The sequence below is a fragment of the Kitasatospora sp. NPDC058170 genome (genome assembly GCF_042883905.1).
GTDB lineage: Bacteria > Actinomycetota > Actinomycetes > Streptomycetales > Streptomycetaceae > Kitasatospora.
The window spans coordinates 20,958-35,996 of sequence record NZ_JBHVUV010000019.1 but is presented as its reverse complement, the minus strand read 5'-3'; the positions used below and the strand labels follow the sequence as shown (position 1 = coordinate 35,996).

17 protein-coding genes are annotated in these 15,039 nt (G+C 74.8%); 10 read left to right on the top strand and 7 right to left on the bottom strand.

Annotation, left to right across the window (positions count from 1 at the left end; genetic code table 11):
- Positions 1-148: 148 nt before the first annotated feature.
- Entirely contained in the window at positions 149-1,102 is a 954-nt protein-coding gene (locus tag ACFVVX_RS21825) for a LysR family transcriptional regulator (RefSeq protein WP_387947984.1), read from the bottom strand.
- Positions 1,103-1,205: 103 nt separating this feature from the next.
- On the opposite strand from ACFVVX_RS21825, the gene ACFVVX_RS21820 reads away from it, so the two are divergent.
- Together ACFVVX_RS21820 and ACFVVX_RS21815 are read left to right on the top strand one after the other, a co-directional pair.
- Positions 1,206-2,099 carry an NAD(P)H-binding protein gene (locus ACFVVX_RS21820; protein WP_387947982.1) on the top strand — a complete coding sequence of 298 codons (894 nt, stop codon included), beginning with the start codon at positions 1,206-1,208 and terminating at the stop codon, positions 2,097-2,099.
- An 80-nt stretch (positions 2,100-2,179) separates the two neighbouring features.
- Positions 2,180-2,545 (top strand): darcynin family protein, encoded by a 366-nt coding sequence (locus ACFVVX_RS21815; RefSeq protein WP_387947980.1) that lies wholly within the window; start codon positions 2,180-2,182, stop codon positions 2,543-2,545.
- Between the two features lie 88 nt (positions 2,546-2,633).
- Here ACFVVX_RS21815 and ACFVVX_RS21810 read toward each other — a convergent pair whose 3' ends face one another.
- Entirely contained in the window at positions 2,634-3,269 is a 636-nt protein-coding gene (locus ACFVVX_RS21810; protein WP_387947978.1) for a DUF1990 family protein, read from the bottom strand.
- Positions 3,266-4,120 (bottom strand): YndJ family protein, encoded by an 855-nt coding sequence (locus ACFVVX_RS21805; RefSeq protein WP_387947976.1) that lies wholly within the window; start codon positions 4,118-4,120, stop codon positions 3,266-3,268. Before ACFVVX_RS21805 ends, ACFVVX_RS21810 begins: the two co-directional genes overlap by 4 nt.
- 159 nt (positions 4,121-4,279) lie before the next feature.
- Between ACFVVX_RS21805 and ACFVVX_RS21800 the strand changes: the two genes are divergently transcribed.
- Both ACFVVX_RS21800 and ACFVVX_RS21795 read left to right on the top strand, forming a co-directional pair.
- Entirely contained in the window at positions 4,280-4,549 is a 270-nt protein-coding gene (locus ACFVVX_RS21800; RefSeq protein ID WP_387947974.1) for a DUF1876 domain-containing protein, read from the top strand.
- Between the two features lie 36 nt (positions 4,550-4,585).
- Positions 4,586-4,816, top strand: a complete 231-nt coding sequence (locus ACFVVX_RS21795) for a hypothetical protein (RefSeq protein ID WP_387947972.1) — start codon at positions 4,586-4,588, stop codon at positions 4,814-4,816.
- Between the two features lie 44 nt (positions 4,817-4,860).
- Here the strand turns inward: ACFVVX_RS21795 and ACFVVX_RS21790 are convergent, their stop codons facing one another.
- The 4 genes from ACFVVX_RS21790 to ACFVVX_RS21775 all read right to left on the bottom strand — a co-directional run bounded on the left by ACFVVX_RS21790 (position 4,861) and on the right by ACFVVX_RS21775 (position 8,570).
- On the bottom strand, positions 4,861-5,301 hold the full coding sequence (locus ACFVVX_RS21790) for a PPOX class F420-dependent oxidoreductase (RefSeq protein ID WP_387947970.1): 441 nt from the start codon (positions 5,299-5,301) through the stop codon (positions 4,861-4,863).
- 269 nt (positions 5,302-5,570) lie between these two features.
- On the bottom strand, positions 5,571-7,103 hold the full coding sequence (locus ACFVVX_RS21785) for an MFS transporter (protein ID WP_387947968.1): 1,533 nt from the start codon (positions 7,101-7,103) through the stop codon (positions 5,571-5,573).
- Between the two features lie 69 nt (positions 7,104-7,172).
- Positions 7,173-7,841 carry a TetR/AcrR family transcriptional regulator gene (locus ACFVVX_RS21780; protein WP_387947966.1) on the bottom strand — a complete coding sequence of 223 codons (669 nt, stop codon included), beginning with the start codon at positions 7,839-7,841 and terminating at the stop codon, positions 7,173-7,175.
- Positions 7,842-8,012: 171 nt separating this feature from the next.
- Positions 8,013-8,570, bottom strand: coding sequence for a GNAT family N-acetyltransferase (locus tag ACFVVX_RS21775; protein WP_387947964.1), 558 nt, complete (start codon positions 8,568-8,570; stop codon positions 8,013-8,015).
- A 167-nt stretch (positions 8,571-8,737) separates the two neighbouring features.
- On the opposite strand from ACFVVX_RS21775, the gene ACFVVX_RS21770 reads away from it, so the two are divergent.
- From ACFVVX_RS21770 to ACFVVX_RS21745, 6 genes are all read left to right on the top strand, one after another.
- Positions 8,738-10,015 (top strand): ATP-grasp domain-containing protein, encoded by a 1,278-nt coding sequence (locus ACFVVX_RS21770; RefSeq protein ID WP_387947962.1) that lies wholly within the window; start codon positions 8,738-8,740, stop codon positions 10,013-10,015.
- A gap of 83 nt (positions 10,016-10,098) precedes the next feature.
- The gene (locus ACFVVX_RS21765) at positions 10,099-10,911 is read left to right on the top strand and encodes a Rossmann-like domain-containing protein (RefSeq protein ID WP_387948270.1); all 813 of its coding nucleotides are present in this window, start codon (positions 10,099-10,101) and stop codon (positions 10,909-10,911) included.
- A complete protein-coding gene (locus tag ACFVVX_RS21760; protein ID WP_387947960.1) occupies positions 10,908-11,975 on the top strand; it encodes a PLP-dependent cysteine synthase family protein in 1,068 nt (355 codons plus the stop codon). The genes ACFVVX_RS21765 and ACFVVX_RS21760 overlap by 4 nt, the downstream gene beginning before the upstream one ends.
- The gene (locus ACFVVX_RS21755; RefSeq protein WP_387947958.1) at positions 11,972-13,036 is read left to right on the top strand and encodes a dipeptide epimerase; all 1,065 of its coding nucleotides are present in this window, start codon (positions 11,972-11,974) and stop codon (positions 13,034-13,036) included. Before ACFVVX_RS21760 ends, ACFVVX_RS21755 begins: the two co-directional genes overlap by 4 nt.
- Positions 13,033-14,238 (top strand): MFS transporter, encoded by a 1,206-nt coding sequence (locus ACFVVX_RS21750; RefSeq protein WP_387947956.1) that lies wholly within the window; start codon positions 13,033-13,035, stop codon positions 14,236-14,238. The genes ACFVVX_RS21755 and ACFVVX_RS21750 overlap by 4 nt, the downstream gene beginning before the upstream one ends.
- The gene (locus ACFVVX_RS21745; RefSeq protein ID WP_387947954.1) at positions 14,235-15,038 is read left to right on the top strand and encodes a class I SAM-dependent methyltransferase; all 804 of its coding nucleotides are present in this window, start codon (positions 14,235-14,237) and stop codon (positions 15,036-15,038) included. Before ACFVVX_RS21750 ends, ACFVVX_RS21745 begins: the two co-directional genes overlap by 4 nt.
- Position 15,039 lies beyond the last annotated feature (1 nt).

The window sequence follows — 15,039 nt, the reverse complement described above, 5'->3', positions numbered from 1 at the left end:
GTGCTTCTTCCCCTACGGCCACATCGAACAGCTTAGAACCCGTGCCACTCCGGTCCGGTGGTGCCGAGGAGGCGATGCGGCTGAGGACGCGGCCGCAGGAACGCCTCCTCGCCGACGGCCAGGTGGCCACCTGGTGCCGACGGCCGGGTCACGCGGGCGGGCTTCCGGGTGTGCGGAGGGTCCGGCGGACGGCGTTGCGGAGCCAGTGGTGGGCCCGGTCGGCTGCGTGGCGGGGGTGCCAGGCCATGCCGACGGTCACGGGCGGCAGCGCCAGCGGGATGTCCAGGAGGTGCAGTCCGAGGGCGACGGCGTCGCCGGTGAGGGGTGAGGGGGCGGCGCCGGGGAGTGCGGCGGGTACCAGGCAGACGACGTCGCTGCGGGCGGCGAGGGCCATGGCGGCCAGGTGGCTGGGGAGGACGATGCCGACCCGCCGCCGGAGGTCCTGCTCGGCCAGGGCGGCGTCGAGGGGCCCGGTGAACCGGCCGCGGCGGCTGACCGCGACGTGCTGGGCGGCGGCGAGCCGGGCCGGGGTCAGCGGACCTTCGGTCAGCGGATGGCCGGGGCGGACGGCCGCCACCATCCGGAGGCTGACCAGTTCCTCGACCCTGGTCTCGGGGTCCACGTGGTCGATGGACCCGACCTCCAGGTCGATCCGGCCGTCGCGCAGGGCCGGGCCGGCCTCCAAGTCCTCGGCCCGGAGCCGGAAGGAGACCCCCGGCGCCTCCTGCTCGGCCAGCCGCATCAGCCCGGGGGCCAGCGCCGCGCCGACCAGGTCGGCGGCCTGGAGGGTGAAGGTGCTGCGCAGGGTGGCGGGGTCGACTCCGGTGTCGGGGCTGAGCAGGGCGCCGAGGCGCTGCACCACGGCCGCGGCCTCCTCGCGCAGGGCCTGGGCGCGCGGGGTGGGGACCATGGTCTGCCCGGCCCGGACCAGCAGCGGATCCTGCAGGGTGCGGCGCAGACGGGCGAGCGTGCGGCTCATCGCGGCGGGCGAGGTGTGCAGGCGGGCGGCGGCCCTGGTGACGCTGTGCTCGGCCAGCAGGGCGTCCAACGCGACGGCGAGATTGGCGTCGAGGGCCGAATCCGGGCTGTTCACCAGCATCATTCCGTTTCAGTCAATGATTCCGTGCTGAAGTTCCCATTGTGGCAACACCGTGCCGCTTCGCAGGATGAGGGGTGTACCGACCGGCACGACCTGCGAGGTTTTCATGATCGTCATTACCGCTCCCACCGGGAACATCGGCCGTCACCTGCTCTCCAGGCTCCTGGAGTCCGCCCCCGCCGCTGGCGAGGAGCTGCGGGTGATCGTGCGCGATCCCGCCCGGCTGCCGGACTCGGCGCGCGGCCGGGTCGAGGTGGTCGCGGGCTCGCACGGCGACGCCGAGGTCGTCGACCGTGCCTTCGAGGGCGCGGACGCCGTCTTCTGGCTCGCGCCCCCGGACGCCGCCCTGACCCCGTACGAGGCCTACAGCGGCTTCAGCGCACCCGCCGTGCGGGCGCTCGCCGCCCACGGCGTCGGCCGTGTCGTCGGCGTCTCCGCGCTTGGCCGCGGCACCCCGCTCGCCGACCGGGCCGGCCTGGTCACCGCCTCCCTCGCCCTGGACGACCTGATCGCCGGCAGCGGAGTCGCCTACCGGGCCCTGGCCAACCCGTCGTTCTTCGAGAACCTCCTGGAGGAGGCCGCCTCGATCCGTGACAGGGGCGTCTTCACCGACTCCGTCGACGCGGACCGCAGGGCCCCCTTCGTCGCCGTCGCCGACATCGCGGCCGTGGCCGCCGGCCTGCTGCTGGACCGCTCGTGGACCGGCACCGACAGTGTCCCGGTCCTCGGCCCGCAGGACCTGTCCCCCAACGACCTGGCCCGGATCATGACCGAACAGCTCGGCCGCCCCGTCCGCTACGAGTACCAGCCGCTCGACGAGATGCACCGCACCCTCGTCGGCTACGGCCTCAACGAGGCGTTCGTCCGGGGCATCGTCGACATGAAGCGGGCCAAGGACCAGGGCCTGGACGCCGGCGTCGCCCGCACCCCGGAGACCGCCTCCCCCACCGGCTTCGAGCAGTGGTGCGCCCGGACGCTCAGGCCCGCCGTCCTCTCCTGAAGCCCGCCACCCACCCGCCCCTTTGGAGGCACCCGATGTCCGCTGAACCGATGTCCGCTGAACCGATGTCTGCTGAACCGATGTCCGCCGAACGTACCGAACCGCCGGTCACGGCGTTCATGCTCGTCAAGACCACGCCCGAGTGGCTCGCCCTGACCGTCCGGCAACGCCTCCACGCCTTCACCACCGAGGTGCTGCCCGTGATCGAGGCCAGGACCACCGGCGTCCGGTCGCGCTTCTACGACACCGAGTTCTACTCCGCGCGCGTCACCGACGTCTGGGTGTGGGAAGCCGACGACCACCACGCCTACCGGCTCCTCGTCGACGCACTGCGCGAAACCCCGTTCTGGGACCGCTACTTCGAGGTCGTCGACCTCCTCGTCGGCACCGAGAACGGCTACGCCCGCACCTACGGCCTCGAACCCGTCGCCACCATCAGCACCTGACACACCCGCCAGGACCCGGCACACCCGCCGGGACCTGGCACACCCGCCGGGACCTGGCACACCCGCCCGCCCCGCGCGAGCCGCCCTCTCAGGACCGGGACCCCTCCCCGCGGGCGGTGGCCGAGGCAGCCGAGGTGGCCGAGGCGGCGACGCGGGTGAGGGCGCGGCCGCAGAGGCGGGCGAAGAGGTGCTGGCCGAGGGGGAGGAGGGGGCCGGCGAGGCGGGCGAACGGGCGGCCCGGGCGGCTGAAGGCGGTGACGCTGAACCAGACGGCCTTGTCGGGGCCCATCTCGACCAGGAAGGTCTCCTCGCCGAGGGCCAGGTGGCCGGCCCGGGTGCCGTAGGTGAGGCCGTAGCGGTCGGGGCCGTCGGCCGTCCACACCACCCGGCAGGGGGCGCCGATCCGTAGCGGACCGAGGCCGATCGCACACTCGACGGCCGCTCCGGGGGTGGCCCGGTCGGCCTCGGACGTGACCAGGACGCCGACCGCGCGGTGCATCCGCCAGCCGAGGACGGCGGCGCCGGCGGCGTCCAGGGCGGCGCGGCCGTGGCCGATCAGGACGCGGTGGCGGAGGTGGTTGTACCCGGCCGGGAGGGGGCCGCCGGTGCGGCTGGCACCGAGCTCCGGGTAGGTGAGGTCGGGGTGGTCGAGGCCGTCCTGCGGGCGGGCGAGGTCGGGGTGGTCGAGGCCGGGGCGGGCCTGCGGGCGGGCGGGGTCGTTCATCGGGGGGTCTCCTCGGTGGGGGCGCCGAGCCGGCGCCAGGCGAGCAGGGAGCAGAGGGCGAAGCCGAGCGCGTTGCCGACGCCGTGGGTGGCGGCCATCCAGCCCAGCGTGGGGTGGGGAATTCCGGCGGCCTCGCCGAGGGCCCACCAGAGGGCGAGCAGCATCGTGGCGGCGAGGACGACGGAGGACACCGCGAGCAGCGCGGCGGCCGTCCGGTCGGCGGTGCGGGCACGGGGCCGGAGGTCGCGCCAGGTGAGCAGGCCGACCAGCCACATCCCGATGGTGAGCACGACGGCTCCGGCGAGCTCGGCCCAGTCGTCGACGAAGTATCCGGCCAGTACCAGCAGGGTGCCGAGCGGCACGCTGAGGGCGGCGAACCGGGCGGCGGCGCTGGTGGCGGGCGCGGTCCGGCAGACCAGCCCGGCGACTAGGGCGGCGGTGAACCCGGCGAAGTGGAAGTGCGGCACGGTGAGCGCCAGGATGTCGAGGTCGAAGCCGAACAGCCGGTGACCGGAGCGCTCGGCGACCAGCGCGAGCCCGGCCACCGAGGGCGTGGCGAGGGCGGTCAGCACGGCGACCTCCCGCGGTGCGAGCGAGCGGGTGCGGTACAGCCGCAGCGGCGCGCGGGCGGCGAGGACGAGGGTACCGAGCGCGTAGAGTGCGGCGCAGCCGGTGGCGAGTCCGCCGCGCGGCAGCCAGAGGGAGAGCGCGCCGGGTACGGCGGCGAGCGGCCAGTACCGGCGCAGCCGGGCCAGTCCGGGCTCGTCGATCAGGGTGAGGCCGAGCGGGATCACGGCGCCCATGCCGAGCAGGACGATGAGGTTGACCAGCTCCGCGGTGCCTGGGCCCATGGCGGTCCCACCCCCTTCATTGAACGCGTTCAAATCCTTACGGCGGTGACTCTACGCCCCGGGATTGAACGCGTTCAACTCGACCCGGACCGGTCTGCCCTGGTGTTCACGCTGGGTGCGGCGCACTCTGGAGGTGGTAACCGATGGAGGTGATCCGCCATGCAGACTCTGGTCGGTTGGCACATCGAGATGGAGTTCCGCGAGGAGGGCGCGAGGACGGCCGCCGCGGCCCTGCTCCGGCTCGGCGACGGTTCCGAGCTGCGCGCCCACGGCTACACCAGCCGTCACCCGTCCGACCCGGAACAGCTGAGGGTCGGGGAGGAGATCGCGGCCGCCCGCGCGCTCAACGACCTGGCGTCGCAGCTCCTCACCAAGGCCCACGGCGAGATCCAGGCCGTCAGCCCGGTCCCGACCCACCCCCTGACCTGACCGGTGCGACCCGGTCCCCGGCGGAGGGAGACGCGGATGCCGAGCATTCCCCTGATCTGTCCGCGGTGCGGCCGCGAGCAGCAGGTCGTGCCGGGCGGCCCCGAGCGGGCCGTCAAGGTCGTGCACGCGGGCACCGGCCGCGAGGCGTGCGAGCCGGCCGACCTGGCGCGGGAGCCCGGGAGCGGCCTGCCCGGGGGCGACCCGGGCGGGAGCGAATCGCCCGGGAGCGGGGGCGGCCCGCCGGAGGACGGCCCGGCCGCGGGCTGACCACCCGCGGCCGGGCCGCCACGCGTCGCGCCGCGCGCCGAGCGTCAGTTCGGGCAGTACGTGGCCGGCAGCTGCCACTCCGGGCCGATCAGCCGCCGTTCTAGCTCGTTGAGGGTGATCCGGATGCCGATCGTCCCGGCCAGGCCGAGCCGGAACCGGCTGCGCGCCAGGGCGATCAGCGCCGTCATGCCGTACTTGTTGAGCAACGAGGTGCGGTAGCGCGCCGTCGCGTCCGCGTCGCAGACCGCCGCGCGGGCCGGGACCTGGCGGCCGGTCGGGCGCCCGTGGGAGTCGCACGGGCCGACCAGCACCTGGGGGTGGCGGCGGATGCGCTCGGCCTCGCCCGAGTGGGTGGGCGTCCAGATGCCGAGCGCCGTACCGTCGGCGACCACCCAGATCTGCGAACGCACCCGGCCACCGTCTTCGTCGAACGTGGTGAGGAGGAGGTATCTGTGGTCGGCGAGCTGGTCGGTACGGTCGGGCACGATGTCCTCCCTTGCCGGGCCGGGCAGGTACGCGGCCACCGGCCGGTGCTCGGGCCGCCGCCCCGGCCGGGTGGGCGGTTCCATTCTGGTCCACCGCGGCCGCCGGATCGAGGGGGCGGAGCCGCCCGGGTGCGGCCCGGGCGACGCGGACCAGGCGGCCCGGGCGGGCCGAAGCGGACGGGTCGCCGCTTCGGACTCGAAACGGCGAGCGGCCCGCCCGGTGTCGAAACACCGGACGGGCCGCTCCGCACCCGCGTCGCCCCGAGGGGTCAGTGCACCAGCACCGGCACGTCGTTGGCGCTGCCCGCGCCCTCGGACGCGTCCGAGCCCTCGGCCCCACTGCCGGGCCGGCCGGCGTTGATCAGGACGAAGGCGATGGCGGAGGCCGCCACCAGGATCCCGAACGACCACCAGATCGCGGTCGAGAAGCCGTGCACCATGCCCTGGAACTGCAGCGCCTTGGCCGCGTCCGGGCTGGTCGCGCCGCCGAGGTGGGCGGCGAGGTAGGTGGCCGTGGAGCTGGCCGCGATGGTGTTCAGCAGCGCGGTGCCGATGGCGCCGCCGACCTGCTGCGAGGTGTTGACCATGGCGGACGCCACGCCCGCGTCGCGCGGCTGGACGCCGTGCGTGGCCAGGCTCATCGCGGGCATGAACGCGGTGCCCATGCCGAGGCCCATCAGGACCAGGCCGGGCAGGATCAGCGCCGGGTAGGAGGTGTCCAGCCCGATCTGGGTGAGGATCAGCAGGCCGAGCGAGGCGACCAGGAAGCCGGGCGCCATCAGGTAGCGCGCGGGGACCCGGGTCATCAGCCGGGCGCCGATCTGGGTCGAGCCGGTGATCATGCCCGCCACCATGGGCAGGAAGGCCACGCCGGTCAGCACCGGGCTGTAGTCGAGCACGATCTGCAGGTAGTAGGTCAGGAACAGGAACAGGCCGAACATGCCGATCACGGCCAGGCCGAGCGACAGGTAGACGCCTCCGCGGTTGCGGTCCAGGACCACCCGCAGCGGCAGCAGCGGGGCCTTCACCACGCGCTCGACCACGAGGAAGGCGGTCAGCAGGATCGCGGCGGCGATGAACAGGCCGATGGTGATCTTGGAGCTCCAGCCGTCGGACTCGGCCCGGGTGAAGCCGTAGACCAGGGCGACCAGGCCGGTGGTGACCAGCAGCACGCCGGGGATGTCCAGGCGGTTGCGGTTGCGGCTCCCGGCGGGCTCGCGGATCACCATGACGGCGCCCATCGCGGCGGCCACGGCGAACGGGATGTTGACGAAGAAGGTCCAGCGCCAGTTCAGGTACTCGGTCAGCAGGCCGCCGAGGATCAGGCCGATCGCGCCGCCGCCACCGGCGATGGCGCCGTAGATGCCGAACGCCTTGGCGCGCTCCTTGGCCTCGGTGAACATCACGGCGAGCAGCGAGAGCGCGGCCGGGGCGAGCAGGGCGCCGAAGACGCCCTGGAGGGCGCGCGCGCCGAGCAGCATCGCGGTGTTGGCGGCCGCGCCGCCGAGCGCGGAGGCCACGGCGAAGCCGGTCAGGCCCACCACGAAGGTCCGCTTGCGGCCCCACAGGTCGGCTATCCGGCCACCGAACAGCAGCAGGCCGCCGAAGGCGAGCGCGTAGGCCGTGATGACCCACTGGCGGTTGCCGTCGGTGATGCCGAGGTCCTGCTGGGCGGACGGGAGGGCGATGTTCACGATGGTCGCGTCGAGCACGACCATCAGCTGGGCGAGGCCGATGAAGATCAGGGCCTTCCATCGCCTCGGATCGGGCTGGATGTCCGGCTGAGCGGCTGTTTTGGGCATGGGGGTACTCACTTCACGGTGCGTTGCGGGTGAAAGCAGGGCGGTCGGTGTGCGAAGCGCGGCGGTGGATCAGTGCTGGGGCTGGAAGTCCTCGAAGGTCGCGGCCCGGCCGGGCAGGGTGGAACGGGCGGGCGCCCGCAGGCCGTCCAGGAACAGCTGCAGGTGCCGGTGGACGAAGCCGTCGAGCAGGTGGCAGGAGGTGCCCGGCAGCGGTCGGGTGAGCTGGCTGATCGCGACGAACAGGTCGCCGTGGTCGACGTCCGCCCGCAGCTCGCCGGCCTCCCGTGCGCGCGTCATCAGACCGCCGACGACGGTCGCCAGCCGCTCACGGGCCCCCACCAGGGCCGGGTCGAACGGGTCGACCCGGTTGGAGAAGATCGGGCACAGCGCGCCGACCTGCTCCTCGACCGCCGCGTGGGCGAACCGCTGCAGGGCGTCGAACGGGCCGGCGCCCTCGGCGGTCGCCGCCTCGGCGGCCGCCAGGATGCGGTTCTTGACGAGCAGTGCCACCTCCCGGATCAGCGCGGAGCGATCCGGGAAGTTCCGGTAGAGGGTGGCGTTGCCGACACCGGCCCGCTTGGCGATCTCGTCCAGCGGCGCGTCGGCGCCGTGTTCGACGAAGGCCTCCCGGGCCGCCAGGATGATCCGCTCACGGTTGCGGGTCGCGTCCGCGCGCAGTCTGGGTGCGCGGACGGGGTCCGTGGTGCGGGCCGGCTCGGCGGCGGCGGTCCTGCTCACTGCGTGCTCCTCCCACGATACCGGGGAAATCTTCCCCGTTTCGACGTACGAAAGAGCAAACGGGGATTCAGTCCCCGGAAATTTCGCCCTGGAGTGTGACCTGCATCACATTCGGAATACGGGCCGCCCGGCCCGGGTCGGACGGGCCGGACCAGGCCCGGGCGGGGTGGGTCAGACCAGGGCCGGCCGGTGCAGCGGGATCTCGAAGTGGACGGTGGCGACGCCGGGGCCGTGCTCGCCGGTGGGGCGGGCGTCGTGGACCTCCTCGGCGAGGCTGCGCCAGAACGGCTCGGCGCCCGGGATGTCCGCGTTGGTGTGCAGGTAGACGCACCGGTACCCGCCCTCGGCGGACGCGAACGCGCAGGCGCGGCGGACCAGCTCGCGGGCCAGGCCGTGCCGGCGGTGCTCGGCCCGGACGTACACCCGGACGAGCTGGGCGGTCGTCCCGTCGGGGTAGCGCTCGGCCACCTCGCGCGGGTGTGGCGGGTGGGCGGGCCCGGTGGAGTGCAGGGCGGTGGTGGCGACCACCTCGCCCTGTCGGACGGCGACCAGCAGGGTGTGCCGGGGGTGGTCGAGGTAGTGGCCCTGGAGGTCGACGACGTCGGCGTGCCACTCGGGGACGTAGCCGTAGCCGAACTCCCGGTAGAGGGTGTCGAGGATCAGTCGGCGGGCGCCCGGCACGTCCTCGGGCCGGGCATGCCGGACGGTGTAGACGGTCTGACGGTCCATCGGCTTCCTCCGTGCGTGCTGCGGGGGTGGATGGCTGCGAGCCTACATGAAAACGACTTTCATCTGGCGATCCGTCGACAGGCGTGTTGAAAATGAAAACGGATGCCGTTAAGTTTCTCCCCCAGCAGGCCGGACCGGTCTGCCGCACCCCGTCGAGAGGGAGATCCGTGGCACATCTGCTGGTGATCGAGAGCTGGGTCGGCTCCATGAGCAGACTGCTGCCCAGGGCGCTGGGGGAGGGCGGGCACCGCTTCACCTTCCTCACCCGCGACCTGCACCACTACCTGCGGGCGGCCCCCGACGACGGGACGCACCCGCTGCTGGCCGCCGAGAACGTCCTCACCGCCGACACCAACGACCCCGCCGCACTGCTCCCGTATGCCGAACGGCTGCACGGGGTGCTCGGCTTCGACGGGGTGCTCTCCTCCTGCGACTACTACCTGCCGCTGGTCGCGCGGACGGCCCACCGGCTCGGCCTGCCCGGACCGGCGCCCGACGCCGTCACGGCCGCCTGCCGCAAGGACCTCACCCGCCGCGCGCTCGCCGGGGCGGGCGTGCCCGGGCCCTCGTACGCGCTCTGCGACGACCCCGGTCAGGCGCTCGCCGCCGCCCGGGCGATCGGTTTCCCCCTGGTGGTCAAACCGGTCGACCTGTGCGCCGGGATGTTCGTCCGCGAGGTGCTCGACGAACGCGAGCTCACCGCCGCCCTGCGGGCCCTGGAGGCCTTCCCGGTCAACGCGCGCGGCCAGCGGCGGGCCCCCGTCGTCCTGCTGGAGGAGCTGCTCACCGGCCCCGAGGTCAGCGTCGAGACGGTCTCCTTCGACGGCACCGCGCACGTCGTCGGCGTCACCGACAAGAGCGTCGGCGGCGCGCCCTCCTTCATCGAGACCGGCCACATGTTCCCCGCCGCGCTCGACCCCGCCGACGCCGCGGCCGCCGTCTCCACCGCCCTCGCCGCACTGGCCGCGCTCGGACTGGACCAGGTCGTCGCCCACACCGAGATCAAGCTCACCCCCGCCGGCCCCCGGGTGGTCGAGGTCAACCCGCGCCCGGCCGGCAACCGGATCACCGAACTCGTCCGCCGGGTCACCGGCGTCGACCTCGCCGCCGCCTGCGTGGACGTCGCCCTCGGTCGGCGTCCCGACCTCACCGTCCACCGCACCGGCGTCGCCAGCGCGGCGATCGCCTTCCTGGTGCCGGAGCGGACCGGTCTGCTGGACGGCTTCGACGGCGAGCCCGCGGTCCGGCGCGACGACGCGGTGGTCGAGCTGTCCCTCGCCGGGCCCGGCCGCGACATCCGGCCCGCCACCAGCAACAACGAGTACCTCGGACACGTGATGACCGCCGACACCGAGGGGCTCGGCGCCCGCCGCACCGCCGAGCGGCTGCTGACCGGGCTGCGGCCCCGCTACCGCCCCGCCGGCGCCCAGGCGGTGCCCGCGTGACCACCGCCTCCCCGGCCGCCGCCGCCTCCCCGGCCGGCGCCACCTCTGCGGCCGGCGCCACCGCCCTGGCCGGCGCCACCGCCCTGGCCGGTGCCACCGCCCTGGCGGGGCTCGCCGACCGGGCCCGCGCCGGGCGGTACGGATCCGACCCGGCCGACCTGCACATCGCCCTCGCCTTCACCACCAGCCAGGCCGTCCGGCACACCGGCCGCGCCCGGGGCTACCGCAACGAGGTGCTCAGCCTGCGCCTCGGCGCCGCCACCGGCTCCTGCGCCGTCGAACCCGGCGAGCTGCCCGCCGACGCGCTCACCGACTGCGTCGGCGCGAGCGTCGCCGACCTGCTCGACCACCCGCTCACCGCCGTCCGGGTCGCCGCCCTCGACGCCTACCTGATGCACTGCCGCCCGCACACCCGCGCCGCCGGGGCCCGCCCGGTCGCCCTGCCGGCCGGCACCTCGCTGGCGAAGTCCCGCGCCCGCGCCCGGGCCGTCACCGGCCTGCTCCCCCCGGGGGTGCGCCGCGTCCTGGTCGTCGGCGTGGTCAACTCACTGCTGGAGCAGCTGCGTTCGCGCGGCATCGACTACCTCCCGTGCGACCTCAAGGGCGGCGCCACCGAGTGGGGCGAGCCGGTGCGCACCGACGCCCTCGCCCACCTCGACGACTGCGACGCCGTCCTCGCCTCCGGGATGACCCTCGGCAACGGCACGCTCGACCCGCTGCTCGCCCACGCCCGGGCCACCGGCAAGCCGCTGGTGCTGTTCGCCCAGACCGGCAGCGCCGTCCTGCCCCGACTGCTGGGCGAGGGCGCCACCGCCGTCAGCGCCGAGCCGTACCCCTTCTTCTGGCTCGACGGCGGACCCACCGTCCTCCACCTGTACGGCGGCGGTGCCCGGTGACCGCGCTGCTCACCCCCGCCGGCCTCGGCAACCCCGAGCTGCTGAGCCTGCTCGGCCGCACCCCGCTGGCCCGCATCCGCACCCCGCTGCCCCACCCCCACCCCGGCTTCTGGGCCAAACTGGAGGGCCTCGGCGCCGGCGGCATGAAGGCCCGCTCCGCCGTCGCCATGCTGCGCGGCGCCCACGCCCGCGGCGAACTCCGGCCCGGCGCCACCGTGGTGGAGTCCACCTCCGGCACCCTCGGCATCGGCCTCGCCTTCGCCGGCCAGGCCCTCGGCCACCCCGTCGTCCTCATCGGCGACGCCGAACTCGAACCGTCCATGCGGCAGTTGCTGCACTCCTACGGCGCCCGGCTGGAGATCGTCGGGCAACCCGCCCACCAGGGCGGCTGGCAGGCGGCCCGACTCGCCCGGCTGCGCGCCGTCCTGGCCGAACTGCCCGGCGCCTACTGGCCCGACCAGTACAACAACCCCGACAACGCGGCCGGCTACCACGCGATGGCCCAGGAGATCGCCGCCGAACTCGACCACCTGGACGTACTGGTGTGCAGCGTCGGCACCGGCGGCCACAGTGCCGGGCTCGCCGAACCGCTGCGCCGCCGCTGGCCGGGCCTGCGGATCATCGGCGTCGACTCCGTCGGCTCCACCATCTTCGGCCAACCCGCCCGCCCCCGGCTGATGCGCGGCCTCGGCAGCTCCATCCACCCGCGCAACGTCGCCCACCACGTCTTCGACGAGATCCACTGGGTCGGCCCCGCCGAGGCCGTCGACGCCTGCCGCCGCCTCGCCCGCGGCAGCTTCGTCAGCGGCGGCTGGAGCACCGGAGCCGTCGCCCTGGTGGCGTCCTGGGCCGCCCGGGTGCACCCCGGCGCGGCCGTCGCCACCGTCTTCCCCGACGGCCCGCACCGCTACCTCGGCACCGTCTACGACGACGCCTTCTGCCACCGCCACGGGCTGGAGCCCGCACACGCCGCACCCCGCCCGATCGAGATCCCGCACCCGGCCGCCGTCGAGGTCGCCGGATGGGCCCGCTGGCGCACCGACCGCCTGGAGGAACGCCGATGAGGATCGCCGTCCACACCGTACGGCTCCGGCTCGCCCGGCCACTGCGGATCTCCCGCTCGGTCACCACCGAGCGCGACGCCGTCCGGCTCTCGATCGCCCACGGCGGCCTCACCGGCCACGGCGAGGCCGTCAGCAGCGCCTACCTCCAGCTGCCCACCGACCGCATCCTGCGCGAACTCCAAGCCCTGCGACCCGCGTTGGAGCGGTTCCCCGGACCCGAGTACGCCCTCGCCGAACTCCAGCGCGGGGCAGCGGAGTTCAAGGACCCGGCGGCCGGGGTACTGGCCGCCGTCGACGCCGCCCTGCTCGACCTGGTCGGCAAGCGGGCCGGCGCACCCGCCCACCAACTCCTCGGCCGGCTCGCCCCGGTGTCCGCCCCCACCGCCCGCACCATCGGCATCGAGGAGCCCGCCCGCGCCGCCGTCCAGGCCGCCCGGCTCGACGCCGCCGGCTTCACCGTGCTCAAGGTCAAGGCCGGTTCCGCGGACCCGGCCGAGGACCTCGCCCGGGTCCGCGCGGTGGCCGAGGCCGCGCCGCAGGCCCGCCTCCTGCTCGACCCCAACGGCGCCTGGACCCCGCCCGAGGCCCGCCGACTCCTGCCCGCCTTCGCCGCCCTGGGCGTCGAGGCGGTCGAGCAGCCGATCGCCCCCGGCCGCCCCGAGGAGCTCGCCGCCCTCGCCGAGCACTCCCCGCTGCCGATCATCGCCGACGAGGACGCCGTCGGCTACGAGGACGCCGTCCGCCTGGCCGGCCGGGTCCACGGCGTCAACATCAAACTCGCCAAGTGCGGCGGCGTCCACCAGGCCCTGCGCATCCACGCCGCCCTCCAGGGCAGCGGCACCGAGCTGATGCTCGGCTGCCTCGCCGCCAGCTCGCTGGGCATCGCCCCCGCCGTCCACCTCGCCGACCGCGCCCGCTGGGTCGACCTCGACGGCCACCTGCTGCTCGCCCACGACCCCTGGCAGGGCATCGGCGGCACCGACGGGACCGTCCGCACCCCCGACCGGGCCGGCCTCGGCGTGCTGCCCGCCCGCCCCGGCGACCCGACGGCCGACCGGTGAGGATACTGCGCGCCGTACGGACCTTCCCGCTGCCCGTACGGCTGCTGCTGGTCAACCAGCTCGGCGTCAACACCGGCTTCTACCTGCTCATCCCGTACCTCGCCGGCCACCTCGGCCAGGACCTCGGGCTCTCCGCCCTCGCCGTCGGCGCCGTCCTCGGCGTGCGCAACCTCAGCCAGCAGGGCCTGTTCATCATCGGCGGCTCGGCCGCCGACCGGCTCGGCGCCCGCCGCGTCATCATCACCGGCTGCGCCCTGCGCACCGCGGGCTTCGGCCTGTTCGCACTCGGCGACTCGCTCGCCGTGCTGCTCGCCGCCTCGGCGCTCAGCGGTCTGGCCGGCGCCCTGTTCAACCCGGCCGTACGCACCTACGTCGCGCACGAGGCGGGGGAGCGCAAGGCCGAGGCGTTCGCGCTGTTCAACGTGTTCGCCACCACCGGAGCGCTGGCCGGCCCGCTGCTCGGCACCGTCCTGCTGCTGGTCGACTTCCGGGCCGCCGCACTCACCGCCGCCGGGATCTTCGCCGTGCTCACCGCGGCCCAGGCCCTCGCCCTGCCCGCCCGGGACGTCCCGCCACCGGAGCGCGGCCTGCTCGCCGACTGGCGCGAGGTCGCCGCCGACCGGCGCTTCCTGGCCTTCGCCCTCGCCATGGTCGGCCTGTTCGGCATGGAGAGCCAGCTCTACCTGCTGCTGCCCGACGCCGCCCGCCGCGCCACCGGCTGGGAGGGAGCCGTCAGCCTGGTCTTCCTGACCAGCACCCTCGCCAACCTCACGCTCCAACTGCGCATCACCACCAGGCTCCAGCGCCGCGCCGCCCCCGCCCGCTGGATCACCCTCGGGCTCGCGCTGGCGGCCACCGGCTTCCTGCTCCCGCTCGCCGCGCCCGGCCTGCCCGGCGTCCTCGGCGGCGTCCTACTGCTCCAGCTCGGCCTGATGACCGCCCAGCCCTTCGTGCTGGAACTCATCCCCGCCTTCGGCCGCGACGGCCTCACCGGCACCTACTACGGCCTCTACTACGTGGTCTCCGGCGTCGCCGCCGCCCTCGGCAACACGGCGGTCGGCCGGGCCATGGACGGCGCCGCCGCCGCGCCCTGGCTGCTCTGCTGCGGCCTCGGCCTGGCCTCCGCCGCCGCCCTCGCCCGACTGCAGCGCTCCGGACGCCTCCCCGCCCCCGCCCGCCCACTCCCCAGCGAGGCCCGATGAACGGCCGCAACCTGCTCACCGACACCCCCGAACTCTACGAACTGCGCTTCCCCGACCCGGGGTTCCGGGCCGCCCGCTGGGCCGAGTCGGTGCTGCACGAGTACCGCGCCGGACCGGACGTGCTCGACCTCGGCTGCGGCACCGGCCGCGACGCGCAGTGGCTGCACCGGGCCGCCGGACGCTCGGTCACCGGCCTGGACAGCTCCGAGGAGATGATCCGGCACGCCCGCACCCGCCACCCCGGGCCCGACTACCACGTCGGCGACATGCGGAGCCTGCGGCTCGGCCGGCGCTTCCACGCGGCGCTCTGCCTGGACAGCGCACTGCTCTACTGCCACACCAACGAGGACCTGGACGCCCTGCTCGGCCGCCTGCGCCGCCACCTGCGCCCCGGCGGGCTGCTGATCGCCGAGATGCGCAACGGCGCCTTCTTCCTCGGCCGCACCGAACTCCTCGACGCCCCGCGCACCGACACCGTCACCCACGACGGCGTCACCCACACCTCGCACACCACCCTCCGGATCGACCACGCGGCCCAACTCCTGCGCCGCACCCGGATCTGGACCGACGACGGCGGCGGCGAGCCGGTCACCCAGCACTCCGCCTGGCGGCTCCTCCTCCCGCAGGAACTGCGGTACGTCCTCGCCGCCAACGGCTTCTCCGTCCTCGCCCTCTACGACCGCCCCGGCCCGCGCACCGAACCGCCCTGGGTGGAGGGCGACCGGCCCGCCGACACCGCCGAGGCCGACCGGATCCACCTGGTCGCCCGGCTCGACCAGCACGGAAGAAAAGGCAGTTGAG